The 26,353-nt window shown below is 70.3% G+C and carries 16 protein-coding genes; 7 read left to right on the top strand and 9 right to left on the bottom strand.

The features are described 5' to 3' along the window. Positions 1-18 precede the first annotated feature (18 nt). Both JNK30_RS05700 and JNK30_RS05695 read right to left on the bottom strand, forming a co-directional pair. Positions 19-1,029 (bottom strand): HWE histidine kinase domain-containing protein, encoded by a 1,011-nt coding sequence (locus JNK30_RS05700; protein ID WP_293481010.1) that lies wholly within the window; start codon positions 1,027-1,029, stop codon positions 19-21. An 85-nt stretch (positions 1,030-1,114) separates the two neighbouring features. Further along, positions 1,115-1,501, bottom strand: coding sequence for an ATP-binding protein (locus tag JNK30_RS05695; protein WP_293481008.1), 387 nt, complete (start codon positions 1,499-1,501; stop codon positions 1,115-1,117). A 64-nt stretch (positions 1,502-1,565) separates the two neighbouring features. Between JNK30_RS05695 and JNK30_RS05690 the strand changes: the two genes are divergently transcribed. Then, a complete protein-coding gene (locus tag JNK30_RS05690; RefSeq protein ID WP_293481006.1) occupies positions 1,566-2,003 on the top strand; it encodes a FecR family protein in 438 nt (145 codons plus the stop codon). Next, on the top strand, positions 2,000-2,581 hold the full coding sequence (locus JNK30_RS05685) for an OmpA family protein (protein WP_293481004.1): 582 nt from the start codon (positions 2,000-2,002) through the stop codon (positions 2,579-2,581). The genes JNK30_RS05690 and JNK30_RS05685 overlap by 4 nt, the downstream gene beginning before the upstream one ends. A gap of 16 nt (positions 2,582-2,597) precedes the next feature. Here JNK30_RS05685 and JNK30_RS05680 read toward each other — a convergent pair whose 3' ends face one another. Genes JNK30_RS05680 through JNK30_RS05670 form a run of 3 tightly spaced genes read right to left on the bottom strand, consistent with a single transcriptional unit; the run spans position 2,598 to position 6,032 of the window. Then, positions 2,598-4,742 (bottom strand): CHASE2 domain-containing protein, encoded by a 2,145-nt coding sequence (locus tag JNK30_RS05680; protein ID WP_293481002.1) that lies wholly within the window; start codon positions 4,740-4,742, stop codon positions 2,598-2,600. After that, positions 4,717-5,697, bottom strand: coding sequence for an MBL fold metallo-hydrolase (locus JNK30_RS05675; RefSeq protein ID WP_293481000.1), 981 nt, complete (start codon positions 5,695-5,697; stop codon positions 4,717-4,719). The genes JNK30_RS05680 and JNK30_RS05675 overlap by 26 nt, the downstream gene beginning before the upstream one ends. Further along, positions 5,697-6,032, bottom strand: a complete 336-nt coding sequence (locus JNK30_RS05670; protein WP_293480998.1) for an STAS domain-containing protein — start codon at positions 6,030-6,032, stop codon at positions 5,697-5,699. The genes JNK30_RS05675 and JNK30_RS05670 overlap by 1 nt, the downstream gene beginning before the upstream one ends. A gap of 368 nt (positions 6,033-6,400) precedes the next feature. Here JNK30_RS05670 and JNK30_RS05665 point away from each other — a divergent pair, with 368 nt between their 5' ends. The 5 genes from JNK30_RS05665 to JNK30_RS05645 all read left to right on the top strand — a co-directional run bounded on the left by JNK30_RS05665 (position 6,401) and on the right by JNK30_RS05645 (position 22,547). Further along, entirely contained in the window at positions 6,401-9,307 is a 2,907-nt protein-coding gene (locus JNK30_RS05665; RefSeq protein WP_293480996.1) for a TonB-dependent receptor, read from the top strand. Between the two features lie 338 nt (positions 9,308-9,645). After that, a complete protein-coding gene (locus tag JNK30_RS05660; RefSeq protein ID WP_293480995.1) occupies positions 9,646-12,525 on the top strand; it encodes a TonB-dependent receptor in 2,880 nt (959 codons plus the stop codon). A gap of 221 nt (positions 12,526-12,746) precedes the next feature. Beyond that, the gene (locus tag JNK30_RS05655; RefSeq protein WP_293480994.1) at positions 12,747-15,719 is read left to right on the top strand and encodes a TonB-dependent receptor; all 2,973 of its coding nucleotides are present in this window, start codon (positions 12,747-12,749) and stop codon (positions 15,717-15,719) included. Between the two features lie 265 nt (positions 15,720-15,984). Continuing rightward, on the top strand, positions 15,985-19,098 hold the full coding sequence (locus JNK30_RS05650; protein WP_293480993.1) for a TonB-dependent siderophore receptor: 3,114 nt from the start codon (positions 15,985-15,987) through the stop codon (positions 19,096-19,098). Positions 19,099-19,376: 278 nt separating this feature from the next. Next, positions 19,377-22,547 (top strand): TonB-dependent receptor, encoded by a 3,171-nt coding sequence (locus JNK30_RS05645; protein ID WP_293480992.1) that lies wholly within the window; start codon positions 19,377-19,379, stop codon positions 22,545-22,547. A 69-nt stretch (positions 22,548-22,616) separates the two neighbouring features. On the opposite strand, the gene JNK30_RS05640 is transcribed toward JNK30_RS05645, so the two are convergent. From JNK30_RS05640 to motA, 4 genes are all read right to left on the bottom strand, one after another. Further along, positions 22,617-23,024 (bottom strand): DUF6491 family protein, encoded by a 408-nt coding sequence (locus JNK30_RS05640; RefSeq protein WP_293480991.1) that lies wholly within the window; start codon positions 23,022-23,024, stop codon positions 22,617-22,619. A gap of 55 nt (positions 23,025-23,079) precedes the next feature. Next, the gene (gene mnmD / locus JNK30_RS05635) at positions 23,080-24,855 is read right to left on the bottom strand and encodes a tRNA (5-methylaminomethyl-2-thiouridine)(34)-methyltransferase MnmD (RefSeq protein ID WP_293480989.1); all 1,776 of its coding nucleotides are present in this window, start codon (positions 24,853-24,855) and stop codon (positions 23,080-23,082) included. 72 nt (positions 24,856-24,927) lie between these two features. After that, positions 24,928-25,182 carry a hypothetical protein gene (locus JNK30_RS05630; RefSeq protein WP_293480987.1) on the bottom strand — a complete coding sequence of 85 codons (255 nt, stop codon included), beginning with the start codon at positions 25,180-25,182 and terminating at the stop codon, positions 24,928-24,930. Positions 25,183-25,416: 234 nt separating this feature from the next. Further along, positions 25,417-26,286 carry a flagellar motor stator protein MotA gene (motA, locus tag JNK30_RS05625; protein ID WP_293480985.1) on the bottom strand — a complete coding sequence of 290 codons (870 nt, stop codon included), beginning with the start codon at positions 26,284-26,286 and terminating at the stop codon, positions 25,417-25,419. Between the last annotated feature and the right edge of the window lie 67 nt (positions 26,287-26,353).

The following is a 26,353-nucleotide window of genomic DNA, read 5'->3' as shown; positions in this document are numbered from 1 at the left end:
GCGCGCGCCGACCCAGCGTCAGTCCAGCGGCTTCCCGTAGGCGCGCGCGGCCACCTCGAACGTCAGCGTCGCCTGCAGGCCCTCGGGCCGCCACGCCCAGACGATCTCGCCGCCGAGCTGCCGGGCGAGGCTGGCGATGAGGCGCGAGCCGAAGCCCCCCTCGACCGGAGCGGTGACCGGCGGGCCGCCCGCCTCCGACCACGTCAGCAGGGCGCGGCCGCCGCGCTGGCGGGTCCAGGTGATCGCGAGCGCGCCGCCCGGCGCCGAGAGCGCGCCGTACTTGCAGGCGTTGGTGGCCAGCTCATGGATCGCCATGCTCATGGCCTGGACATGCTCGGGCGGCAGGGTGATCGCGGGACCCGCCGCCTCGTAGCGACCCGTCGGCGACAGCGCGGCCAGCTCGGCGCGGATGATCTCGGCGAGGTCGGCGCCCTCCCAGCGGCGGGCGGCCAGCGAGGTCTGGGCGCGGGCCAGGGCCTCGACCCGGCCGTCCACGACCCGGCGGAACTGCTCCAGGGTGTCGGCGGTGGTGAGGCGCAGGAAGGACTGCACGATGGTGAGCGCGTTGCGGGCGCGGTGGTCCACCTCGCGCATCAGCAGCCGGCGCGCCTCCTCGCCGCGGCGCTCCATCACCTCGCCCGTCACGTCCTGGGTCGAGCTCAGGATCTGGATCACGCGCCCGTCCGCCAGGATCGGCGTGTTGGTGGCGCTCACGAACCGCTCCACCTCGGCGCCGTCCGCGCCGCGCGCCATGTACGGCCGCATCGGCATCTGATCGGGCTTCCCGGTGGCCAGCACCTTGTCCAGCGAGGCCCGGATCGCGGTCATGAGCGCGGCGGTGGACGGGTCGGGCGCCGCCGGGAACACCTCGAACAGTCCCCGGCCCACCAGCGCCTCGCGGCTCGTGGCGAAGGCGCGCGCGTGCGCAGGATTGGCGGCCAGCATGGTGTATCGGGGCGCATCCGCCGCGATCACCAGCAGCGGGCGTGGCGACGCGTCGAAGGCTGCGCCGAAGTCGGGCGCGGGCAAGGTTGGGGCGTTCGGCAGCGGGGGGCTCCTGCGAAAGCGCGGTGCAGGGGGCCCCGTACCGCGCCCTTCTGTCAACGCCCCTGCGTCATGCGACGGGCAGTTCCAGGACGATCCGGTTGCGGCCGGCCCGGCGGCCGTAGGCGGCGATCCGGCTCCAGGCCCGGATCAGCTCCAGCCCCGCGCCGCCGCCCCGCTCGAGGTCGGGTCCGGCGAAGGCGGCGGTCCGCGGATCGAAGAACGCGCCCGCGTCGGTGATGGTCAGCCGCACCAGCCCGGGTTCGCGCACGAGGCTCACGCCGATGTGGCTGCCCGCGGGCGGCGCGCCGTGCTCGATGATGTTGGCGATCCACTCCTCGACGATGATGGCCAGCTTGTCGGCGCACATCGACCCCAGCCCCGCGGCCTCCGAGAACCGCCGCGCGACGCCCAGGGCCCGCGCGACCGCGCTCGGGTCGGCCGGGAGGCGCGCCACCGCGGGGGATTGGGAAAGGGCGTCAAGCTGGGCTATGTCTAGGGCCTGTCTTCGGGAGGACTGCATGCGTCGGGCATGGGTGGCAGGATTGCTGATGGCGGCGATGCTGTCGACGCCAACCGTGGCGTTGGCCGAGATCGGCCGCATCAAGACGGTGGTGGGCGCGGCTTCGGTGGTGCGCGGCAAGGCGGCGACGCCGGCGACCCCCGGCCTCCAGTTGCAGGTGTCGGATGTACTGCAGACCGGCAAGGACGGACGCATCGGCGTGACCTTCGTCGACAACTCCCGCTTCTCCATCGGGCCGAACAGCCGGGTGTCCCTCACCCAGTTCGAGTTCGACGACACCACTCATCGCGGCAAGTCGCTGACCACCGTGGATCGCGGCTCGCTGGGCGTGGTGTCCGGCCAGATCGCCAAGGAGAACAAGGACGCCATGCGCGTCCGGACCCCCACCTCGCTCCTGGCGGCGCGCGGCACCCGCTTCGTGGTGAAGGTCCCGTGAGGGCGGTGGTCGCCGCCGCGGCCGCGGCGCTCGTCGCCGGGTGCGCGAGCCAGTCCGTGACGCTCCTGAACAACGAGGGCGGCGGGCAGGGCGCCGTCGCCGTGCTCGACCCGGAGACGGGGCGCGAGCTGGGCCAGGTGACGACGGCCGACACCGAGGCGAGCCTCGGTCGCGGGTCCGTCGAGGCGAAGGCGCTCCGCAAGGACAGGAAGCCCTGGTTCGGCGACCTCGTGGCCCGGGTGCCCTACGCGCCCGAGACCTACGTGCTCTACTTCTACGAAGGCACCACCGACATCACCGCCGAGTCCGAGTCGGTCCTCGCGGCCCTGCGCGAGGCGCTGAAGCCGGATTCCGAGGTCCAGATCACCGGCCACACCGACACGGTGGGCGACGCGGCCCTGAACGACCGGCTGTCGGTGGAGCGCGCCCAGCAGATCCGCACCCTGCTCGCGGCCTCGGGCCTGCCGACCGACGGCTGGAAGGTCACCGGCCGCGGCGAGCGCGAGCTGCTGGTGGCCACCGGCGACGGGGTCGACGAACAGGCGAACCGGCGGGTCGAGGTGGTGATCCGCTACTGAGCGGAGCGCCCGGCGCTCAGCTGCGCAGGCGCACCGCCAGCACTGTCAGGTCGTCGCTGGGGTCGCCGCCGGCCTCGAAGTCGCGGACCCGCGCCACCAGGGCGTCGAGCATGCCGGTGAGCGTCACGGCCCTGGCCGCATCCGCCACGGCGGCGATCAGGTCGCTGCGCTGGAAGAGCGTCCCGTCCGGCGCCTGGGCCTCGGTCAGCCCGTCCGTGAACAGCAGCAGCGTCTCGCCCCGGACGAGGCGGTGGGTCTCGATCGGGTAGGGGAAATCGTCCGCGACGCACAGGGGCGGCCCGCCATCCAGCGTCAGCTCCCGCACGGACCGGTCCGCGCCCACCACCAGCGGGTTCTCGTGCCCGGCGCTGATGAGCTCCAGCCTGCCGTCGGCCGGGTGCAGGACGCCCACCAGCAGCGAGACGGCCATGGCCTCGCGGTTGTCGCGCGAGAGTTCCCGGTTGATCTCCCCGACGGCCACGTCCAGCGGCGTCGCCGGGCGCATCAGCAGGCTGCGCGACAGGGCCTTCGACAGCGCCATGAAGAGCGACGCGGGCACGCCCTTGCCGGTGACGTCGCCCACGAGGAAGCAGACGCGGCCGTCGTCGAACGGGAACGCGTCGTAGAGGTCGCCGCCCACGGTCTTGGCCGGCTTCAGCAGCGCGTCGATCTCCACCAGGGGCGAGACCTGGGCCAGCTCGACCCTCGGCAGCAGCATCCCGGACTGGATCTCGCTCGCGGCCGCCAGCTCGCCGGCGATGCGCGCGGCCGACACCTTCTGGTCCTCGATCTGGCCGCGGAGCCGCGCCTGCACGCGCCGCCCTTCAACGAACAGCAGCGCCACCATGACGGCCGAGGTGGCCGCGCCCGGCGCCAGCATCGGGAGGGGGTCGACCAGCACGTTGTTCTGGAACGCGACCCAGCTGGCCACGAACGCGGCGACGATCTCGACCACGGCGCCGATGGTGATCGGCGCAAGCTGCACCCGCGGCACCGTCAGCCAGGCCAGCATCACCAGGGCGAAGCCGATCCCCCACTCCACGGCGGGCGCCCAGGCGGGCCGGCGCAGGGCGGCGCCCCGCAGGATCGCGTCGACGGCCTGGGCCTGCACGAACACCCCGTAGGTGACCGTTTCGCGCGGCGTCGTCACCACGTCCGACGTCCCCGCCGCGGTGAGGCCCACCAGGACGATCTTGTCCCTGAAGGCGTCGTCCGGCACGCCCCTTCGCAGGAGGTCGGCGGCGGAGATCGTCACGAACTCGGCCCGCCGCTCGCCGCGCGCGTCGGGCGGGGCGGCGAGGCGAAGCTCGACCCGACCGCCGGGATCGACCGGCACGCGGTGGTCGCCCACGCGGATGGCGACGAGTCCGTCGCGGTCGCCCTCCAGGCGGATCACGTCCGCGCCCTCGGCGACCCGGACGAGGTCCAGCGCCAGGCTGGGCGTCAGCGCGCCGGCGGCCTTGCCGAGCAGCGGCACGCGGCGGATGACCCCGTCGGAATCCGGCGGCCCGTTCGCCAGTCCGTGGCCGAGCGCCGCCCCGTCGAGGATGTCCAGGTTGGCGACCACGCCGGGGTAGCTGGGGATCGCCGCCGGGGTCGGACCTTCGAAGCGCACGTCCGGAGGCAGGGCGCCTCGCTCCGCGTCGCCTTCCAGCTTGTCGAAGGTGTCGCCGCCCACGCCCGCGCGGGCCAGCACCACGGGACTGCGTCCGATGACGCGCGCGAACACGGCGTCCATGGACGGCAGGTCGGCGACCTCCGAGGCCGCGCCGGGCGACAGCTCGGGGTAGAGCTTGATGAAGTCCTCGGGCGCCTGGCGGTCGCGTTCGGGGAAGAGGAAGTCGAAGCCGATCACCTTCGCCCCGCGGCCGGCGATCTGCTCGGTGAGCCGCGCCATGGTGTAGCGGGACCAGGGCCAGCCGCCCACGGCGTCGATGCTCTCGCCGTCGATCGCCACCACCTGCACCGCCGAGGTGGTGGCGGGCGGCGGCGTCACGCGCTGGAACAGGTCGAACAGCGGCTGCCGCAGCGTCGAGCCGGCGGCCAGCAGCAGGAGCCCTGCGGCGATCGCGGCCGCGAGCCCCAGGACCCGGACCCGGATCCTCGCCCAGCGATCGAGCCCCTGGAGGGCGTCGTCAGATGCGGACCTCGAGGCCGTCATAGGCGCACAGCACCTCCAGGGCGGGCCGGTCGGCCCGGACGAGTTCCTCGTAGCGGATGGTCTCGCCGTGCATGCGCTGGATGTCGCGGTCCGAGTACGTCGGCTCGTGGTGGAACAGCGCAAGGCGCTTGGCGTGCGCGGCGTGGCAGAGGTCGACGGCCACCACGTTGGACGAGTGTCCCCAGTCCTGCTTCAGGCTCACCGTGTCGCCCAGCGAGTACATGCTGTCGAAGATCACGAGATCGGCGTCGCGGAAGAAGGCCTCGAAGAACGCCTCGTCCTCCATGTTGTCGAGCTTGTGCTCGGAGTCCGTGGAGTAGATCACGGCCTTGCCGTTCTTCTCGAACCGGTACCCGTAGCTGTCGTGGCTGTGGTGCTGGCTGGCCAGCGTCACCGTGACGCCGGCCACCTTGAAGGGCTCGCCGGGCTTGTGGGTGATGAACTCGAACCGGGCCTTCAGCCAGTCGAACGGCACCGGGAAGCTGATCTCCTCCTGCTGCCGCCGCAGCGCCTCCTCGGCGTCGGCGTGGCCCGAGTGGATGTAGATCTTCGCGCCGGGGTCGAAGGCCGGCCCGAAGAACGGGAAGCCCATGATGTGGTCCCAGTGCAGGTGGGACAGGAAGAAGTGGTAGACGCGCGCGTGGCCTTCGGCGTAGCGGCGGAAGGCGTCGATGCCGAACTCGCGCAGGCCCGATCCCATGTCGCACACGAGGAAGCAGTCCTTGCCGCCCTCGATCTCGACGCAGGAGCTGGCGCCGCCATAGCTGCCGTAGGTCGAGAACTCGAGGTTGCTGCGGGCCCAGGCGTGCGCCTCGAGCTCGTCGTTGAACTTGCGTCCCCCCGCGGCCACCAGCGCGCGGGCGATCTTGCCCTGGATGGCGAGGGCCGGCCGCGCCACGGGGAGCGAGCCCCGCGTGCCCCAGAAGCGCACGAGCATTCCGTTGTCGCGCGGCATCAGCCTGCGGACCCGACGCTGTCGGTGATCGTGAACAGCTTGTCGTAGCGGCTGATGGCCAGGATCTCCCGCATCCGGTCGTTCGGCGCCGCCAGGGTGATCGACACGGCCTCGCCGGCCTCGCGCCGCGCGATCGTCAGGGCCCGCAGACCCCGCGAGGACATGTAGTCGAGCGCGGTGAGGTCCACGACCAGGGGCAGGCCGGCCGCCGCGGCGTCGCGCACCGCGGCCGTCAGGTGACCGGAGAACGCCTCCCAGGTCGTCTCGTCGACGCGGCCGTCCGGCGAGCCGACCAGCCTGTCGCCCGCATTCGTAAGCCGCCAACTCAAGCTCATACCCAGCCCCCGACGTCGAACAGGCGTCGTTGCGGGGAACAGCCCCGTCCCGCCCCCGCCCGCCAATCGCGCAAGGTGAACGCGCCGAAGTCGCCTTCGCAACTGGATTCGCGCGGCAGGGGCGCGTGGGCGGGGTCGCAGTTGCGCTCCGGGCCCGCGGGCCGCCGCCGCTGCAGGGGGCCTGGGCCGGCTGCTCACCCAGATTCGTGAACAAATATTGCGCGCGTGTAACGAATTCCCGTGACGGCGCGAAACTTCTTGCCCTCAATTGCCTGTGCAGGTCGGCCCGCAAAACTGAGGCCGCCGCGGGAGGAAGTCATATGGGAAAACACAGGTTCCTGTGCGGCGTTTCTGTCATAGCCGCGTCAGTGGCGTTCGGAGCCTCGGGCTCCGCGTTTGCGCAAAGCTCCGGGCCCTCGGGCCAGGCCTCCACGGAGGTCACCGAGGTCGTCGTCACCGGCTCGTTCATCGCCGGAACGCCGAAGGACACCGCGATTCCGGTGGCCGTGATCGGGCAGGAGGAACTGGAGCGGCGGGGCTCGCCCTCGGTGCTCGAGATCATCAAGACCCTGCCGGTCAGCGGCCCGGTGCTGGGCGACTCCAACCAGTTCTCGGTGGCGGCGCAGGGCCGCTCGGGCGGCGGCACGATCAACATCCGCGGGCTGGGCTCCCAGCGCACCCTGGTGCTGATGAACGGCCGGCGCTTCTCGGGCTACGTCTCCGACACCAACCTGCTGCCGGTCGCGGCGATCGGGCGGGTGGAGATCCTGAAGGACGGCGCCGCGGCCACCTACGGCTCGGACGCCATCGGCGGCGTGGCCAACTTCATCACCCGCACCAACTTCGAGGGCCTCGAACTCCAGGGCGACTATCGCTTCGTGGACGGCTCCAAGGGGGACTACGGCGCCAGCGCTCTCTACGGCTGGCGCAGCGAGACCACGAACCTGCTGGTCAGCCTCGCCTACCAGCACCGCTCGGAACTCGCCATTCCCGACCGCGACTGGGTGCTGCAGCCCTACCTGCGCAATCCGTCGGGCTGGTCGGTGCTGGGCAACCCGGGCGCCTACACCATCCGCAACGCGGCGGGCGGGGCGATCGGCTTCGCGGTGGACGCCAACTGCAACGCCGTCGGCGGCTTCGCCGGGTTCACCGGCGCGACGCCGGCCTGCTACTTCAGCTACCTGCCCTTCGACAACCTGGTCGAGGAGGAAGACCGCTACCAGGCCTACGCCGAGTTCAACGCCGACGTGGGCGAGACGGGCAAGTTCCACGTCGAGGCGTTGTATTCCCAGACCAGCATCCCGGGAATCCGCTTCTCGCCGGGCTACCCGCCCACCTCCGGTCCGAACGGCCCCGGCAGCGTCAACGTCTATTCGATCCCGGCCTCGAACCCGGGCTTCAACACCTTCCTGCAGCAGACCGGCAACACGGCGCTGATCGGCACGGCGCAGAGCGCGCTGGCCACGCTCTGGCGGCCGTTCGCCAACGGCGGCAACAACTCGACCGGCGGCCTGGGCGGCCAGAAGGGCAGCCGCAAGTACGAGGAGTGGCGGATTTCCTCCTATCTCCGCGGCGAGACGGGCTTCTTCGGCATCGGCTACGACATCGGCCTCACCTACATCAAGGAGAAGCAGGACCAGCAGACGACCGACATCCTGATCGACCGCCTGCAGCGCGCGCTGAACGGCCTGGGCGGGCCGAACTGCACGGGCAACACGCCCGGCGCCAACGGCTGCCAGTACTTCAACCCGTTCTCCAACGCCTACCCCGGCAACCCGGCGCTGGGGCTGACGAACCCCGGGTTCGTCTCGGCCAACGCCAACAGCCGCGAACTGGTGGCCTCGCTGTTCGACCGGCAGAAGTTCCTGGCCACGCAGGACACCTTCGTCCTCGACGTCGTCCTGAACGGGACGCTGCCCATCACCCTGCCGGGCGGCGAGATCGGCTGGGCCGCCGGCTATCAGTACCGCAAGATCGACTACAACCAGCGGATCGGCAGCCCGTTCTACAACGCCCAGGTCACGCCGTGTCCGGTGGCGGGCAGCACGTCGTGCACGTTCCGGACGGGGCCCTACATCTTCCTCGGGCAGAACATCCCGCTCGATCTGGAGCAGGACGTCTACGCGCTGTTCACCGAGCTGAACGTGCCCATCACCGAGGCCCTCAACGCCCAGCTCGCGCTGCGCTACGAGGACTACGGCGGCGCCACCGGCTCCACCACCAATCCCCAGGCGCGGGTGAAGTGGCAGGTCCTGGACGCCCTGGCGTTGCGGGGCTCCGTCGGCACGTCCTTCCGCGGCCCGACCGCGGGCAACGTCGCGCCTACCGGCGTCACCGGCCTCTCCGGCATCACCGCCGCGGGCAACAACTTCAAGTCCGTGGACTTCTTCGGCAACCCGAACACGGGGCCCGAGAAGGCGCTGACCTACTCGGTGGGCGCCATCGTGCAGTGGGGCAACCTCACCGCCACGGTGGACTACTGGTACTACCGCCTGAAGGACCAGATCACGACGGTGCCGGCCAACATCGTCGCCACCGCCGTGGCCGGCATCGGCAACGGCAGCCAGGCCGTGAACTGCGCGAGCCCCCTGCGGTCGCTGATCACCTTCAACAACAACAACGCCTGCACCCAGGGCGTGACGGTCGGCAACGACATCGCGCGCGTCCGGTCGGACACCACCAACGGTCCGACCATCAAGACGACCGGCCTCGACGTGGAGGTGAACTATCGGTTCGACGACCTGATGGGCGGCTCGCTCGATGTGGGCGGGACGGTCAGCTACGTCTTCGACTTCAAGCAGGCCGCCTTCGTGTTCGGCGGCGTGACGGTCTCGCCGGCGTACGAGGCGGCCGGCTTCACGAACTATGACCGCCTGCCGGGCACCATTCCCGACTGGCGGGGCCAGTTCTACGCCGACTACCACCGCGACCGGCACAGCCTGCGCTGGACGATCAACTACGTGGACGGCGCCACGGACAACCGCGGCCCCACCACCGTCCAGACCGGCCCGTCCACCAACTGCACGGTGGCCAACGCCCGGGCCGGCACGGCGACCAACTGCCAGCTCACCACCCTGGGCCTGCGCGTGCGCAAGTTCATCACGCACGACCTGACCTACCGGCTGGAGTGGGGCGACGACGTGGTGATCACCGCGTCGGTGCTGAACCTGCTCGACCGCGAGCCGTCCAAGGCCCGCCTCGAGCTCAGCTACGATCCCTTCATCGGCAACCCCCTGGAGCGGACCTTCAAGATCACCGCGAAGAAGACGTTCTAGGCCGATCGGCTCCACCGGCCCTCGCCGGCCTCTCCCGTCGCGCCGCGCCGGGGGAGGATCGGGCGAGGGCCGGCTTGGCCGTCCCGCGGACGACCCGAGGATCCGTCTCCCCCCGTTTCGAATGTAACTGTGCCGTAACATAACCGGCGCTCCGACACGTCGCTCCAGGGCGCCGTGGCGTCAGGATTTCCTTACGTCACAAGTTGTTGCGTCGGCGCCGCGCCGCTCGCGAACGTTGCGCGCGCCCGGCGATTCGCGTGGCGGTGCTGAAATATCCATCTTCATATTTCCCCGCTCCGGCAGGCCCGATCAGAGGCCTCCGGAGGGGAGGAACATCGATGTCCAAGGGCAGATTCTTCTGCGGCGCGTCCCTGCTCGCGGCCGCGCTCGGCCTCGCGGCGCAGGCCCAGGCTCAGACCGGTTCGACCGAGGTCGGCGAGGTGGTGGTCACGGGCTCGTTCATCCGCGGCACGCCGGAGGACGCCGCGCTTCCCGTCGACGTCATCGGCGGCGAGGACCTGGCGAAGCAGGGTTCGCCTTCGGCCGTCGAGCTGATCAAGGCGCTGCCGTCCAGCCAGGGCGTGCTGGGCGACTCCAACCAGTTCGACGGGCGCTCGCAGGGCCAGGAAGGCGTGGGCACCATCAACCTGCGCGGGCTGGGCGCGGCGCGGACCCTGGTCCTCTTCAACGGGCGGCGCGTGGCGCTCTCGGCCAACGGGGCCGTCGACACGAACCTCCTGCCCCTGGCGGCGGTCGGCCGCATCGAGGTGCTCAAGGACGGCGCCGCCGCCACCTACGGTTCGGAAGCGATCGGCGGGGTGGTCAACCTGATCGCGCCCACCACCTTCGACGGACTGGAGCTGCACGGCGACTGGACGTTCATCGACGGCTCCGAGGGCGACTGGGGCGGCTATGTGAAGTGGGGCTGGTCGAACGACCGGGCCAACGCCTTCGTCGCCGCCGACTTCCGCCACCGCTCGCGGCTGCAGTTCACCAAGCGCGACTTCACCAGCCTGCCGTTCGCCGCCAACCCCGAGGGCGGCTGGAGCTCGATCTCGCTGCCCACCTTCATCGACCTGGCGAGCGGTCCGGCCGCCGTGCGGTTCGACAGCGGCTGCACGCCGCTGGGCGGCACGTTCACGCCCGTGGGCTGCCAGGTGCAGTTCGGGCTGAACGACAACCTCGTCGAGCCCGAGGACCGCTACTCGATCTACGGCCAGTTCAACTTCGACATCGACGAGGACACCACCTTCCACATGGACGCCATGTACGCCCGCGGCGTGGTGACCATGAGCACCAGCCCCGGCTATGCGCTGCTGGCGGGCCCGTCCTCCACGTTCTCGCCGGTGGCGGGACGCTACTTCGTGCCCGCGTCCAACCCGGGCCTGCGCGACTATGTGGCCAAGAACCCGGGCCAGTTCCCGAACGGGAACGCCGGCGTCGTGCTCGCCGCCTACCGGCCCTTCGCCTTCGACGGCAACCCGCTCTTCAACGGCCGCGGCCCGGCCCAGGGCAAGCGCGACTACGAGATGTGGCGGGTCTCGGGAGACGTTCGCGGCAAGCTGCCGGTCGCCGACATCGGCTGGAACCTGGCGCTCACCTATTCCCAGAACTCCTCGTACCTCAGCCAGTCCGACACCGAGATCAGCCGCTTCCAGCTGGCGTTGAACGGCCTCGGCGGCCCCGACTGCAACCGCACCACCGGCACGCCCGGGGTGGGGCCGTGCATGTACTTCAATCCGTTCTCCAACAGCGCGGCGGCCAATCCGATCACGGGCGGGACCAACCCCGGCTTCACGGCGAGCTCGCCCCGCAATTCGCCCGAGCTGGTCCGCTGGTTCTTCCGCGAGAACTCGCGGGAGGTCGTGAACCGGCTGGTCGTGGCCGAGCTCGTGTTCGACGGGACCCTTCCGGGGCTGTCGCTCCCGGGCGGCGAGATCGGCTGGGCCGTCGGCGCCCAGTACCGGCGCAACCAGACCGAACAGAGCGTCTCGCCCGGCTGGGACGTGGCCATCAACCCGTGCCCCGACACGCCGATCACCGGCAACCGCAGCTGCGCGCTCGAGACCGGTCCGCTCGCGTTCCTCGGGACCTTCGCCGAGCAGGATCTCGAGCAGGACGTGTACGCGGCCTTCGCCGAGGTCCAGATCCCGATCACCGACGACCTGAACGTGCAGGCGGCGGCCCGCTACGAGGACTACGGCGGCGGCGTCGGGGGCACCTTCGACCCCAAGGTCTCGGCCCGCTGGCAGATCAACGACATGTTCGCCGTCCGCGGCTCGCTCGGGACCACGTTCCGCGCGCCGCCGGCCAACAACCTCGAGGGTCGGGTCACGACGCTGCAGTTCTTCGGCGGCAACTACCGGCCGGTGGACATCGTGGCCAATCCGTCCCTGAAGCCCGAAAGCGCCGTCACCTGGAGCGTCGGCGGCATCGTGCGGGCCGGCGGGCTGCGCGCGACCGTGGACTACTGGAGCTTCGACTTCCAGAAGCCGATCGTCGCCGAGCCGTTCGACGCGATCGTCGCCACCATGTTCCCGGGCGGCGCCTCGACGAACTGCGGCAACCCGGCGTTCGCGGGCCTGCAGGCGCGGTTCCAGTTCTTCTCGGGCACGGCCTGCGCGGTGACGAACGTCGCGCGGCTGCGGACCGGCGTGATCAACGGGGCCGACCAGAAGACCTCGGGCATCGACGCCCTGGCGGACTTCGACTTCCCCGAGCCGATGTTCGGCGTCGACGTGACGATCGGCGGCAGCTTCAGCTACGTCCTGGAGTACAAGGTCGACCGGACCGAGGTGGAGGGCCTGGTCGTCCAGCCGGCCTTCAACGCCGTGAACTTCCTGAACCAGGGCCAGAGCGTGGTGCCCCTGCCGGACTGGAAGGCGCAGGCCTATGTCGAGCTCACGCGCGGCGTCCACAACCTGCGTTTCACCGCCAACTACATCTCCAGCTACATCGACCAGCGCGCGGCGCCCTACCTGCCGCTGGCGTCGCTGGGCGGGCAGGCGGTGCTCCGCGGGCGCAAGATCGACGAGACGCTGCTGGTCGACGCCGCCTACCGCGTGCTGCTGCCCTGGGACACGACCCTGGTCGTGCGGGTCCAGAACGTGTTCGACGACGACCCGTCGTTCGCGCGCCTGGCGCCCGGCTACGATCCGTTCACGGGCAATCCGCTGGGCCGGACGCTCAAGATCGGCGTGACCAAGAAGGTCTGGTGACGATCGGCCGCGGGCCGGCCGGGAAATGGCGCGCCGCCGGGAGCCCGGCGGCGCGCTTTCCCTTACGGGGCTTAGTGTTCCGGAAGCCACGCTGTGGCCGAGATCGTAGAAAACACGGTTCCATTTTTTGCAGAACCCGTTCAAAGAGATGGTGATCCCGGCCACGGATCCGCGCCCAAGACGCGGAACGTCACGCCGCAGGAGGGGAAGGAAAGATCAAGATGAACAAGCGCAGTCAGTTCTGCGGCGGCTCGGTTGTGGCCGTCGTCGCCGCCCTCGGCGTCGTCGCGCCCGCCGCGGCCCAGACCGATCAGGCCAGCACCACGTCCGAAGTGCAGGAGGTGGTCGTCACCGGTTCGTTCATTCGGGGCACCCCCGAAGACGCGGCCCTTCCCGTCGAGGTGATCGGCGCGGAAGAACTCCAGAAGCGGGGCTCGCCCAACACGATCGAGCTCATCAAGAGCCTGCCGGTCTCCGGCCCGGTGCTCGGCGACACCAACCAGTTCTCTACCGCGGCCCAGGGCCAGGTCGGCGCGGGCACTATCAACCTCCGCAGCCTCGGCAGCCTCCGCACCCTGGTGCTGGTGAACGGCCGCCGCGTGGTGGCCTCGGCCGGCGCCGGCAGCGGCGGCGTCGACACCAACCTGCTCCCCGTCTCGGCCATCGGCCGGGTGGAAGTGCTGAAGGACGGCGCCGCGGCGACCTACGGCTCGGACGCCATCGCCGGCGTGGTGAACTTCATCACCCGCAACAAGTTCGACGGCCTGGAAGTCAGCGGCGACTACCGTCTCGTCGACGGCTCGGGCGGCGACTACACGGCCAACGCCATCTACGGGAAGACCTTCGACAACGCCGACATCATGGTGTCGGCCGGCTACCAGCACCGCTCGGAGCTGAAGACCACCGACCGCGACTGGTCGTACCTGCCCTACCTGGACAACCCGTCCGGCTACTCGGTTCTGGGCCAGCCGCCGTCGTTCCTGCCGCTCAGCGCCACCGGCGCGCCGACCGCGGGCGTGACGCGCGACCCGAACTGCGCCTCCGTCGGCGGCTTCGCCGGTTTCACCGGCACGACCCCGGCCTGCTACTTCACCTACATCCCGTTCGACAACCTGATCGAGGATGAGGACCGCTACCACATCTACGGCCAGGTGAACGTCGACCTGGACGACAAGACCAAGTTCCACCTCGACGCCTACTGGGCCAAGACCGACATCCCGCACATGCGGTTCTCGCCCGGCTTCCCGCCGATCCAGGGTCCGAACGGTCCGGGTTCGGTCGGCGTGTTCTCGACGCCGATCACCAACCCCGGCGCCCGCACGGCGCTGCAGCAGGCGGGCCTGTCGGCGGCCGCGATCGCGGCCACCAGCCGCGTGTCGCTCACGCTGTTCCGTCCTCTGGGTTCGGGCGGCAACCCGATCTTCGGCGACGGCGGCCAGGTCGGCTACCGCAACTACAACGTCTACCGCGTGTCGGGCGGCCTGACGGGCGAACTGCCCTTCGCCGGCATCGGCTACGACCTGGGCGTGAGCTTCTCGCGCACCCAGAACCGCCAGTCGACGCCCGACATCTTCATCGACCGCCTGCAGCGGGCGCTGAACGGCTTCGGCGGCCCGAACTGCACGGGCGCGGTGGCCGGCGCCAACGGGTGCCAGTACTTCAACCCGTTCTCGAACGCCTACGCGGGCAACCCGGCGCTGGGCCTGACCAACCCGGGCTTCGTGTCGGCCAACGCCAACAGCCCCGAGCTCGTCGGCTGGATCTTCGAGCTGAACTCGCAGACCCAGCAGCGCCAGGACCTCTTCGTCGTCGACTTCGTGCTGAACGGCGAACTGGGCATCGCGCTTCCGGGCGGGAACATCGGCTGGGCCGCCGGCGCGCAGTACCGCGCGTCCGACTTCCAGTCGTCGCTCCGCAGCCCGTTCCAGGACTCGCGCGTCGCGCCGTGCCCGGTGATCGGCGCCACGAACTGCGCGTTCCCCACCGGCCCGTACATCTTCCTGGGCCAGGGCACGCCGCAGCAGCTGGATGACTCGGTCTACGCGTTCTTCGCGGAAACCAACCTGCCGATCACCGACACGATCAACGCGCAGGCGGCCATCCGCTACGAGGACTACGGCGGCCTGACCGGCTCGACCACCAACCCGAAGCTGGCCCTGAAGTGGCAGATCGCCGAGCAGTTCGCGCTGCGCGGCTCGATCGGCACCACCTTCCGCGGCCCGACCCCGGGCAACCGCTCGAACAACGCCGTGACCGGTCTCTCGGGCATCCAGGCGGCCGGCAACAACTTCAAGTCGGTCGACTTCACCGGCAACCCGGCCATCGGCCCCGAAAAGGCGTTCACCTACAACGTGGGCGGCATCTTCGAGGTCCAGGGCCTGCGGGTGATCCTCGACTACTGGCACTTCAACGTCGAAGACCAGATCACCACGGTTCCGGCCCAGATCGTGGCCACCGCCGTGGGCGGCGTCGGGAACGGCACGCAGTTCGTGAACTGCGGCAGCGCCCTCCGCGGCCTGATCACCTTCAACAACAACAACACCTGCACGCAGGGCGTCACCGTCGGCAACGACATCCAGCGCGTCCGCTCCGACACCGTGAACGGCCCGCGCATCAAGGTCACCGGCATCGACGGCAACGTCGACTACCGGCTCCGCGACGTCATGGGCGGCGATGTCACCCTGGGCGCCTCGTTCAGCCGCCTGGTGAAGTACGACATCGGCGAGTTCAACCTGAACGGCGTGCTGGTCTCCACGGCCTACAGCGCCCTCGGGTTCACGAACTACGACCGCTTCCCCGGGACGGTGTCGAAGCTCCGCGGCGCGGCCTACGCCGAGTACAGCCGCGGCCAGCACAACCTGCGTATGGACATGACGTACGTCGGCGGCGCCACGGACAACCGCGGCCCGACCACGGTGCAGACCGGCTCGTCGCCGAACTGCAACGTGGCGAACGCCCAGGCCGGCACGGCCACCAACTGCCAGCTGACGACGCTGGGTCTGCGGGTGAAGGAGTTCTACACCTTCGACCTGACCTATCGCCTGCAGCTGCCCTGGGACACCACGGTCACCGCCTCGGTGTTCAACATCTTCGACCGCGATCCGTCTGCGGCGCGCCTGGAAGCGGGCTACGACCCCTTCATCGGCAACCCCTACGGCCGCACCTTCAAGATCGGGGCCCGCAAGAAGTTCTGATCAGACCTCCGGGCGACCGGAGCCGATCTTCAGCGCCGCCGGGTCCGCCCGGCGGCGTTTTTCTTTCGCCCGCCGCCAGGTTCGGAGCGCGGGTCCGCCGCGTACGGCGACGCCTGCCCGGACCCGGGCCGGGGGTTTCAGAAGTCCGGTACGTTTCCTCCGCGGAATCTGCTGGCGCATTCCCGAAATTGCGCCGATCATTCGCATACCAAGGGTCGGAGAACGCTGCGCGCTAGATGCAGGCCGTCCGCGGGGGAGGAAAGACATGACCAAGCGCAGCTATCTCTGCGGCGGCTCCATGCTTGCCGTCGCGATTTCATTTGGCTTCTTCGGCGCCGCCGCCGCGCAGACCGCCGCGAACGCGCCGTCCGAGGTCGAGGAGGTCGTGGTCACGGGCTCGTTCATCCGGGGGACCCCGGAAGACGCCCCGTTGCCCGTGGACGTGATCACCAACCAATCGCTCAAGGAGCAGGGCAGCCCGTCCCTCGTGGACCTCGTCCGCACGATCCCGTCCGTCTCGGGCGGCAACATCGGCGAGTCCAATCGCTTCCTCGGCGGCGCCGCGGCCGGCGTCGCGACCATCAATCTGCGGGGCCTCGGACTGACCCGCACGCTGTCGCTCATGAACGGCGAGCGCCTGTCGACGATCACCGCCGCCGGGGGCCAGGAGTTCGTGAACGTCAACGTCGTCCCGACCATCGCGATCGGTCAGGTCGAGGTGCTGCGCGACGGCGCGGCGGCCACGTACGGGTCGGACGCTGTGGCCGGGGTGGTGAACTTCATCACGCGGAAGGACCTCGAAGGCTTCGAGGCCAACGGGAAGTACGCGCTCATCGACGGATCCAACGGAGACTACGAGGCGTCCGTCGCCTGGGGCAGGAAGTTCGACAACGGCAACCTGTTGCTCGCGGCCTCCTACCGGCATCGCAGCGAGCTCAACGGCGACGACCTGCCCTGGACGCTGCCCAACGCTGTCTTCCCCGACACCGTCAACATCAGCGGGATCTCGGGCGCCAGCAATCCCGGCGGCTACAACGCGATCCTGGGAACGCCGGTCCTGGGGCCGAACGGCGGCTTCCTGCCGGACCCGGCGCGCCCGGGCCAGCCGCTGGGCGGCACCCTGTCGGCGACCTTCTCGGACGCCGGCTGCACCCAGCTCGGCGGCCTTTCGTTCGTGCCCAACGGCCAGTGCTTCTACCCGTTCACCTATCACGACACCCGGGTGGCGCATGAGGACCATTACCACCTGTTTGGCGAGGCCAACTTCAACCTGAGCGAGCGGCTCCGCTTCCATGGGGAAGTCCTCTGGTCGCGTACGGACGTGCCGCACGACCGCGTGTCGGCGTCCCAGTCCACCGTCCAGTTCCCCACGCCGATCGAGGCGAGCGGCTCGTCGCCGGGGGGCGGAACGTCGCCCTATCCGGCGGCTCCGGGCGCCATCCAGTCGCGCTACTACGTGCCGGCGAGCAATCCGGGCCTCCAGGCCCTCTTCAACCCGTGCCCGACGGCGACCCAGCCGCAGATCACCGCGGCCATCTGCGCGGCGGCGCTGACGAACGGGGTCGCCATGAACCTGACCCAGTGGCGTCCGGTGGCCATGGGCGGCAACCCGCTCCATGACTTCGACGCCGACCGGCAGAGCAACCAGATCACGTCCTTCCGCGTGGTGGGCGGCTTCATCGGCGAACTGGAAAACGGCTGGGAGTGGCGGACGACCCTCAACTACATGCGGGCCGAGCAGATCGCCCGGACCCCGGACCGCTACGTGAATCGTATCCAGCTTGCCCTGCGTGGGCTGGGCGGGCCGAACTGCAACCCGGTCACGGGAACGCCCGGCGTCGGGGCCTGCCAGTACCTCAACCCGTTCGCCAACTCGATCCAGCAGTCCAGCATCAACGGCGCGAACTATGCGCAGGCCACCGGCCTGCGCCAGGGGCCGGCGATCGACCCCGCGCTCTGGGCCTGGCTGCAGGACGACGCGGTGGCCACCACGACCCAGCAGCTGATCACGGCGCAGGCGCAGCTGACCGGGGACTTCGGCGGCCTGAGATTGTGGACCGACACGCCGCTCAGCTGGGCTGTCGGCGCGCAGTGGCGCTTCAACGAGCGGCGCATCTCCCTGTCCTCGAACTTCGACGGCGAGAAGACGCCCTGCGTCGACAGCCAGCCCTACGGCGACGGTCTGCCGACCTGCGCGGTGCCTGGAGGCGGCCCGTTCACGTTCATCGGCTCGGGCCGCGAAAGCCAGGAGGACCGGCACGTGGTCGCCTTCTTCGGCGAGCTGCAGGCCCCCGTCACCGACGACGTGGTCGTGAGCCTGGCCATCCGCAATGAGCGCTACGGCGGCAATGTCGGCGCGACGACCAATCCCCGCGCGTCGATCCGCTGGCAGATCCTGCCCTGGGTGGCGGTCCGGGGCTCGGCGGGCACCACCTTCCGGGCGCCTCCCATCGCGGCCCTGGATCCGGGGTTCGGCTTCATCCAGGCCCAGTTCACCAACCCCATCACGGGGGCGCCGCTCTATCGCCCGGTGCAGACGTTCGGAAATCCGGACCTCGATCCCGAGACGGCCGACACGTTCAACGTCGGGTTCCTCTTCGAGACCGGCGCCTTCCAGGCGCAGATCGACTTCTTCAAGTTCGCCTTCAAGAACGAGATCACGACCGAGACCGCGGCGCGGATCTATACGTCCATGTTCCCGTCGGCCAATCCGGCCAGCTGGCAGTGCGGCAGCACCGCCCTGTTCGACCGCTTCCGGTTCGGGACCGACACCGTCAACTCCACCCTGTACGGCGGCCGCACCGTGCCGACCTGCCACCCGAACAACCTGCTGTCGGTGCGCAACAACGTCATCAACGGGCCGAACACCGACATCACCGGCATCGATCTCAACGCCTCGTACTTCTGGGACGAGATCTTCAACGGCCGGCTGACGATCGGCGGCGACGCCAGCATCCTCACGGACTACAAGCGCGGCGCGGGGCTCCTGCTGGGCACCAACGTCGTGTTCGACGGAGCGCTGAACCGGGTCGGCAAGTCCGAACTCCTGTCGGCCTTCTACTCGTACCCCCGCCTGCGCGGGAACATCTACGCGAACTACGCCCTCGGCGGTCACAACCTCCGCTGGACCACGCGCTACTGGTCGGGCACCGACGACGTGAACGCCGTCGTCGCCGGCAGCCGGCTCAAGCGCAAGGACCGGTGGGTCCATGACGTCACCTATCGGCTGACGTACCGGGAACGGTGGACGGCGACGCTCTCGGTCAAGAACGTGCTGGACGACGTGCCGCCGTTCTACAAGAGCCAGTACAACTACGACTACATGACCCAGAACCCGCTGGGCCGCGTGTTCGAGTTCGGCCTGCAGACGAAGTTCTGATCTGCATCGCGCACGCCGCCCCCGGGCGGCCGGACATCCACAGCGCCGCGGGGTCCGCTCCGCGGCGCTGTTCGTTCCTAAGCGCGGCGCGCCACGCTCGATATGGGCCTCTCGCCTGAGCGGGCCGCCGTGCGGGGCCCGGACGACGGCTTCCTAATTTCGGTACGTTTCCCCTGCGGAATTCGCTGGCGGTTTCCCGAATTGTCGCCAATCATCCCTCTACCGAAGGCCGGAACGCCACACATCAGATGGGCGCCGTCCGCGGGGGAGGAAACATTATGCTCAAGCGTAGTTATTTCTGCGGCGGCTCGATGCTGGCCGTCGCCATTTCATTCGGACTTTTCAACACCGCGGCGGCTCAGACCGCCGCGACCGCGCCCTCGGAAGTCGAGGAGGTGGTCGTCACCGGCTCATTCATCGCCGGCACGCCCGAGGACTCGGCCCTGCCGGTCGACGTCCTCTCGACCGAGGACCTGGAGAAGCAGGGCTCGCCCACCATCGTCCAGCTGGTGAAGACGATCACCGCCTCGCAGTCGTCGCTGGGGGAATCCAACCGCTACAACGGCGGCGCGGGCACCGCGACCATCAACCTGCGGGGCTTCGGCGCGGCGCGCACGCTGACCCTGATGAACGGCCGGCGGCTTGCGGACAGCCCCGCGGCGGCCTTCCAGGGCGGCGGCGCGAACCTGAACTTCATCCCGACGGCCGCGGTCGGCCGCATCGAGATCCTGAAGGACGGCGCGGCCGCGACCTACGGCTCGGACGCCATCGGCGGCGTGGTGAACTTCATCACCCGAAAGGACCTGGACGGGCTTGAGATCGACGGCGAGTACGCCCTGATCAACGACACCAACGGCGACTACAACGCCAACGCCGCCTGGGGGAAGAAGTTCGACAACGGCAACGTCCTGCTGACGGCCGGCTACCGCCACCGCTCGCGCCTCGACATCCATGACCGCGACTTCGCGCTGAAGCCGTTCGACTTCGCGGGCTCCTCGGGCGCCGCGGGCTTCACCGGCGCGTCCAACCCCGGCTTCTACGTGGCCGGCGCCACCGCCTTCCGCGACAACGGCTGCGAGGAACTGGGCGGGACGCTGACCCGCAACGTCACGTTCCAGAACCCGCTCGCCGGCCAGCCCAACCAGGGCGCCACCGTGTCCTTCGCGGTGCCGACGGGCGCGCTGAACCCGGCGACCTCGGGCACCGGGACCGGGTGCCGGTTCCAGTTCTCCAACTTCAACGATCTCGTGAACCGCGAGGACCACTACCAGATCTACGGCGAGGTCAACTTCGACTTCTCCGAGAACCTGTCGTTCCACGGCGAAGTGGCGTGGACCAAGAACGACACGCCCGTGCAGCGGATCTCGCCGTCCAACCTGACGGCGCAGTACCCCTCGCGCGTGGCCGACGGCGGCACGTCGTTCTCGCCCAGCGCGGCGACGGGCGCGAACCTCTCGGTGCCGTTCAACGTGCCGGTGAACAACCCGGGCTTCCTGGCGCTGATCAACGACTGCCGGGCGCCGCTGACCGCCACCGAGTGCGCGGCCATCCGGGCCGGCGCCTTCAGCACCACCGGCGCCCAGCCGGGCGCGCCGGGCGGGGCCCGGGGCGTCGATATCGTCCAGCTGGGCTGGCGGGCGCTCTCGTTCGGCGGCAACCCCACCTACAAGGACGGCGCGGACCACCAGTCCATCGTCAACGAGGGCTTCCGCATCTCCGGCGGGTTCAAGGGCAACCTGTGGGCGGGGATCAAGTACGACACCGCGGTGACGTACATGGAGCAGAAGAACACCGCGACGACGCGGGACATCCTGGTGCGCAACCTCCAGCTGGCGCTCCGCGGCTTCGGCAGCAAGGCCGGCGCGGCCGACCAGTGCACCGCCGCCGAGACCGCCAACTTCACGACCGGCGCCGGCAACGCGGCCCTGGGCTGCTTCTTCTTCAACCCCTTCACCAACGGGGTCCAGAGCAGCCTGGTCAACGGGCAGCCGAACCCCTTCTTCAACTCGTCGGTGGCCAACGACCGCGATGTGGTGGGCGGGCTGTTCGGGACCTACACCAACGTGCTCACCAACCAGATCCTGGTCGTCGACGCCGTCTTCTCCGGCGAGACGGGCCTCGACCTGGGCGGCGGCGCCGTCGCCTGGGCCCTGGGCGCGCAGTACCGCTACAGCCGCGAAATCCGGAAGTACGGCCCGTTCTTCAACGCCGCCGAGAACCCCTGCCCGGATCGGCCCTCCTGCGCCGACGCCACCGGCCCGCTGCAGTTCTTCGGCTCGAACGTCGATCGCGACGACGACGCGAACGTGAAGGCGGTCTTCGGCGAGCTCCAGGTGCCGATCACCGACGCGCTGAACGTCAACTTCGCGATCCGCCATGAGGACTACCAGGGCGGCATCGGCTCCACGACCAACCCCAAGGTCGCGGTGAAGTGGCAGGCGACCGACTTCCTCGCCCTGCGCGGCAGCGCCAGCACCACGTTCCGCGCGCCCGGGCCGGGCCTGACGGGCAACAACTGCAACAACGGGGTCCGCGTGCTGGGCAGCGCCTATCGCGCCTTCCAGTCCTGCGGCAACCCCGACCTGAAGCCCGAGAAGGCCGACACCTACAATATCGGCGCCATCGTCGAGTTCGGCGGCTTCCAGGCGACGCTCGACTACTTCAATTTCAAGTTCAAGGACGAGATCATCGAGGAAAGCGGCTCTCGCCTCTACGCCACGATGTTCCCGAACAACAGCAACGTGAACTGCGGCCAGGCGGCCTTCGCCGACCTGCAGGCGCGCTTCACCTTCGCCGGCGTCTGCGGCGCCGCGAACGTGGCGCGGCTCAAGAGCTTCATCATCAACGGTCCCAACACCAAGACCTCGGGCCTGGAGTTCCGGGCCCAGTACGACTGGGACGGCTGGTTCGACGCCAACTGGGCCGTGGGCGTCGAGGCGACCTACCTGATCAAGTACAAGCGCGGCGCCGTGCCGCTGAAGGACTCGAGCACCATCAACATCGCCCCGGCCGAGGATCGCGCCGGCCTCAGCGACATCCTGAACGACTTCTTCTCGTACCCCGAGCTGAAGGCGAACGGGTTCCTGGCCTATGTGAAGGACGGCCTGTCGGTGCGCTGGCAGACCCGCTACTCCGAGGGCACCTCGCCGGCCTTCGGCTCGCCCTTCTTCATCACCGTGCCGGACGCCTCGGCCACCACGCCGGCGGCCACCTGCGCCTCGACGTCGTGCGCGGGCCGGACGCTGAAGCCGGTGGGCAAGTCGGACGACTACTGGCAGCACGACCTGGTCGTGCGCTGGGAAGCGCCGTGGGACGTCACCCTGACGGCGAGCGTCCAGAACGTCTTCGACGAGGACCCGCCCTACGTGCCCTCGCCGTACAACTACGACCTGACCCAGGGCAATCCGCTGGGCCGGGTCTTCGAGGTGGGCTTCCGCAAGCGCTTCTAGGGCGCGACCCGCCAGACCTCACGAAGGGCGCCGGAGCGATCCGGCGCCCTTTCCGTTCAGGGCCCTGACCTAGGGCCGGGCGCCCTTGGGCAGCGCCTTCACCTCCTCCGCGGTCAGCTTGCGGACGGTCCTGACCGGGCAGCGGTGGGCTCCCAGGGTGCTGGGCGTGATGATCTCGGCGTCGAGGCCCGAGCAGATGTACGACGAGCCCCGCGAGCGGACGGCGATGTTCTGCGCCCAGTCCACCTCGCTGCACCGGCCGAACATCTCGAACTGGTAGACGTCCTTCACGCCCACCCGGACGTTGACGATGCGGTCGTCCACGCTGGCGAAGTTGTTGATCTGGCGCGTCCAGAAGCACTGCTTGCGCGCGCCCGCGGCTGCGCCCGTGTCGGCTGGCGTCGCAGCGGCCGCGGGCGCGGCGGTCGCGAGGGCCGCCAGCGCGGCGGCCAGGGAGAGGGCGTGTCTTGGCGTCATGGTCGGATCCTCGGGCCGTCCCCCGACGCCCGACATATAGTCCAGCCGGCGGCGCTTAGGAACGCCGCGCCGCGCGCCGGGCGAACCGGCCGGGATCGACGAGCTCGGCCGCCGCCCGACCGATCGGGGACGGCGCGCCCGCCGCGAGCGCCGCCACATGCTCCGCCAGCAACGGTGCGAGCGAGAAGCCGCGCGAGCCGAAGCCGGTGAGGGCGAACAGCCCGTCGCCCAGCGCGCCCGCGAGCGGCAGGCGGTCGGGGGTCACGGCGCGGACCGACGCGCGGCCCGACAGCGGCCGCTCGGCGAGACGGCCCGCGAGGCCGGGCAGGGCCTTCGCCAGCGTCGCCACGTTGCGCGGGTGGTCGCCGGCCCGCAGGTCGGCCCGGTCGTCGTCGCGATCGTGCGTCGCGCCGAACAGCACGCCGCCGCGCGTGGGGACCACATAGCCGCCCCAGGCCGCCGCAGGGACTGGCGGCTCACCCTCCGCGATGCTGGCCTGGCCCCGGACAGGCTGCAGCGGCGCCTGCGGGTTCAGCTCGCGCGACCCCAGCGCCGCCGCGAGGACGACCACGTCGGCGGCGGCGATCTCGGAACCGGCGGCGTCGAGCAGACGCCAGCGCCCGTCCCGCCGTTCAAGGCCGGCGACCCGCGCGGTGGAGACCTCGCCCAGCCAGGCGGCCAGCACGCGCGCGGGCTCGACGACGAGGGCGGCCGCCTGGTCGAGCGCGTCTCCCACGGCCTCGCCCAGGCGCGCCGACGCGCCCGCGCCGTCCAGAGGCGAGAGCGCGCCCGGCTCGAAGATGTCCGACGCCGCGATCCGGGCGAAGCGGTCGGCGTCGCGCGGGGCGGCGGCCAGCTGCAGGACCCCGCGGGAGATCACCGCGTCGGGCAGCGCCTTGTAGAGCTGGACGGCGCGCGCGAAGGCCTGGGCGAACAGCTGGGCGGCGTCGCCGAGCCCCGCGTCGAGGCGGGGCATCACCAGGGCGGCGGGATTGCCCGACCCGCCGGCGCCCGGCCGGTCGGCTTCCAGCACCGTGTGGGCGACGCCCAGGGCGCGAAGCGCCCGCGCGGCGGCCGCGCCCGCGATCCCCGCGCCCACCACGGCGACGCGCGGCGGCGCCGCCGCTTCGGCCGGCCCGCCGGACAGCCGCGCCTCCAGCCGCTCGCGCTTGCGGCCGAAGCCCGGGCGCTTGGCCACCTCGAACCCGGCCGCCGTGAGCCCGCGGCGCACCTGGCCCGCCACCGTGAAGGTCGCTGCCCGGGCCCCCGGCTGCGAGCGGACGGCGACAAGCCCCAGGACCTCGTCGGTCCACATCTGCGGGTTCGCGGCGGGGGCGAAGCCGTCGAGGAACCACGCGTCGGCGCGTCCCTCCCAGCCGTCCAGGGCGGCGCGCACGTCCATGACGGCCAGATCCAGGATGGCCGAGACCTCGGGCAGCTCCACCCGATGGCGGCCCCGGGCGCGGCCGGGCCAGGACGCGACCAGCCGCTCGGCCACGGGCGCCAGCTCGGGCCAGCGGGCGAGGGCGCGCGCGGCGTCGTCCGCGGAGAGCGGATGGGCTTCGACGGAGAAGATGTGCAGCTGGCCCCCGGCCGGGCGGGCTTCGCGCCAGAGCTGCAGCAGGGCCGCGATGTTCAGCCCGCTGCCGAAGCCCAGCTCGCCCACCACGAAGCGCCGCCGCCCGGCCCAGGCCTCGGGAAGGCCGCAGCCCTGCAGGAACACCGCGCGGCTCTCGGCGAGGCCGTCCTCGGCCGAGAAGTAGACGTCGCCGAAGGCGCGGGAGCGGGGGAGGCCGTCGTCGGTCCAGTCGACCGGGCTGTCGGCGGGCATTCAGGCAGGTCCGAAACGAAGAAGGGCCGCCCCAGGGGCGGCCCTTCCGTAACGCGAATTGCGTCGAGAAGCTTACTTCTTCTCGGGCTCGGCAGCCGGAGCGGCCGGAGCAGCAGCGTCGGCGGCCGGAGCAGCGGCGGCGTCGGCGGCCGGAGCGGCAGCGGCGTCGGTCGCGGCGGCGGCGGCGGCGTCGGCGGCCGGGGCGGCCGGAGCGGTCGCGGCGGCGTCGGCGGCCGGAGCTTCAGCCGGGGCCTCTTCCTTCTTCTGGCAGGCGGCGAGCGACAGCGCGGCGGCGGCAGCGGCCACGGTGATCAGAACGTTCTTCATGGGAATCCCAGTCCTCTAGACGGTGTGTCGGCGCGACGGTGCAGCTGCAAGCCGCCCCCGACGCGGCGGTAGAACTACCGCTCACAGGCCTGTGATAGCAAGCGCTAAGTCACGGGTTCGTGATGACAATCTTCGCCTGTGGCGCGAGCGCCACCATAGGTGAAGGGAGTGTTGACGGAGAGCCGGCCGCAACTGCACCGAGACTGCACGAAAGCCCCGCGCGGCCTGCGCGCGTCAGGCCTCGGTCGGGATGTTCGACAGGGTCTCTTCCAGCTCGAGGAAGCTGGGCTGGGCGCCCGAGGGCACGTTGCCGCGGCCGATCTCGACCGAGATCTGGGCGGCGTTGCCGTGCAGGTGGGCCACCAGGACGGCCTGGATGATCTTGTAGAAGGCGCTCTCCTCCTCGACCACGTCCTTCATGCGCGCGGCCATCGGGCCGACCATGCCGTAGGCCAGGAACACGCCGAGGAAGGTGCCGACGAGGGCGCCGCCGATCATGCCGCCCAGAACCTCGGGCGGCTCGGTGATCGCGCCCATGGTCTTGATGACCCCGAGCACGGCGGCGACGATGCCCAGCGCGGGCAGGGCGTCGGCCATGTTCTGCAGCGCGTGGCTGGGCGCCAACGCCTCGTGGTGGTGCTTCTCGAGCTGCTTCTCCATCGCGTCTTCGACCTGGTGGGGATCCTCCAGGTTCATGGTCATCATCCGCAGCGTGTCGCAGATGAAGTCGATGGCGAAGTGGTCCTTCCCGATCTTCGGGAAGCGCGTGAAGATCGAAGACTCGTGCGGGTTCTCGATGTGGCTCTCCAGCGCGATGACGCCCTTGGACTTCATCGTCTTGGTGAGCAGGAAGAGCAGCGACAGCAGGTCGCGGTAGTCCGAGGCCTTCCACTTGGGGCCGCCGAACACCTTGCCGAAGCCGCCGCCGACGCCCTTGATCACGGGCAGGGAGTTCGAGATCAGGAACGCCGCGACCGCGGAGCCGCCGATCGCCATCATCTCGTGAGGCAGGGCGTGCAGGATCACGCCCATGTTGCCGCCAGCCATGATGTAGCTGCCGAACACCATGCCAAAGAGCAGCACGAGACCGATAATCTGGAACATCGAGACCCCCGGAAGTGCGGGGACGATGCCGGTTAATGCTTAATGCCTCGTGATCGGGTCGCGTTTA

It is taken from the genome of Phenylobacterium sp. (assembly GCF_016793225.1).
Lineage (GTDB): Bacteria > Pseudomonadota > Alphaproteobacteria > Caulobacterales > Caulobacteraceae > Phenylobacterium.
The sequence above is the reverse complement of the archived record's forward strand: the minus strand, read 5'-3'. Positions and strand labels throughout refer to the sequence as shown.

Coding starts and splice junctions, on each gene's coding strand:
- JNK30_RS05690 (WP_293481006.1), top strand. CDS start 1,566: ATGCGTCGGGCATGGGTGGCAGGATTGCTGATGGCGGCGATGCTGTCG.
- JNK30_RS05680 (WP_293481002.1), bottom strand. CDS start 4,742: ATGACGGCCTCGAGGTCCGCATCTGACGACGCCCTCCAGGGGCTCGAT.
- JNK30_RS05675 (WP_293481000.1), bottom strand. CDS start 5,697: ATGCCGCGCGACAACGGAATGCTCGTGCGCTTCTGGGGCACGCGGGGC.
- JNK30_RS05670 (WP_293480998.1), bottom strand. CDS start 6,032: ATGAGCTTGAGTTGGCGGCTTACGAATGCGGGCGACAGGCTGGTCGGC.
- JNK30_RS05660 (WP_293480995.1), top strand. CDS start 9,646: ATGTCCAAGGGCAGATTCTTCTGCGGCGCGTCCCTGCTCGCGGCCGCG.
- JNK30_RS05655 (WP_293480994.1), top strand. CDS start 12,747: ATGAACAAGCGCAGTCAGTTCTGCGGCGGCTCGGTTGTGGCCGTCGTC.
- JNK30_RS05650 (WP_293480993.1), top strand. CDS start 15,985: ATGACCAAGCGCAGCTATCTCTGCGGCGGCTCCATGCTTGCCGTCGCG.
- JNK30_RS05645 (WP_293480992.1), top strand. CDS start 19,377: ATGCTCAAGCGTAGTTATTTCTGCGGCGGCTCGATGCTGGCCGTCGCC.
- JNK30_RS05640 (WP_293480991.1), bottom strand. CDS start 23,024: ATGACGCCAAGACACGCCCTCTCCCTGGCCGCCGCGCTGGCGGCCCTC.
- mnmD (WP_293480989.1), bottom strand. CDS start 24,855: ATGCCCGCCGACAGCCCGGTCGACTGGACCGACGACGGCCTCCCCCGC.
- JNK30_RS05630 (WP_293480987.1), bottom strand. CDS start 25,182: ATGAAGAACGTTCTGATCACCGTGGCCGCTGCCGCCGCCGCGCTGTCG.
- motA (WP_293480985.1), bottom strand. CDS start 26,286: ATGTTCCAGATTATCGGTCTCGTGCTGCTCTTTGGCATGGTGTTCGGC.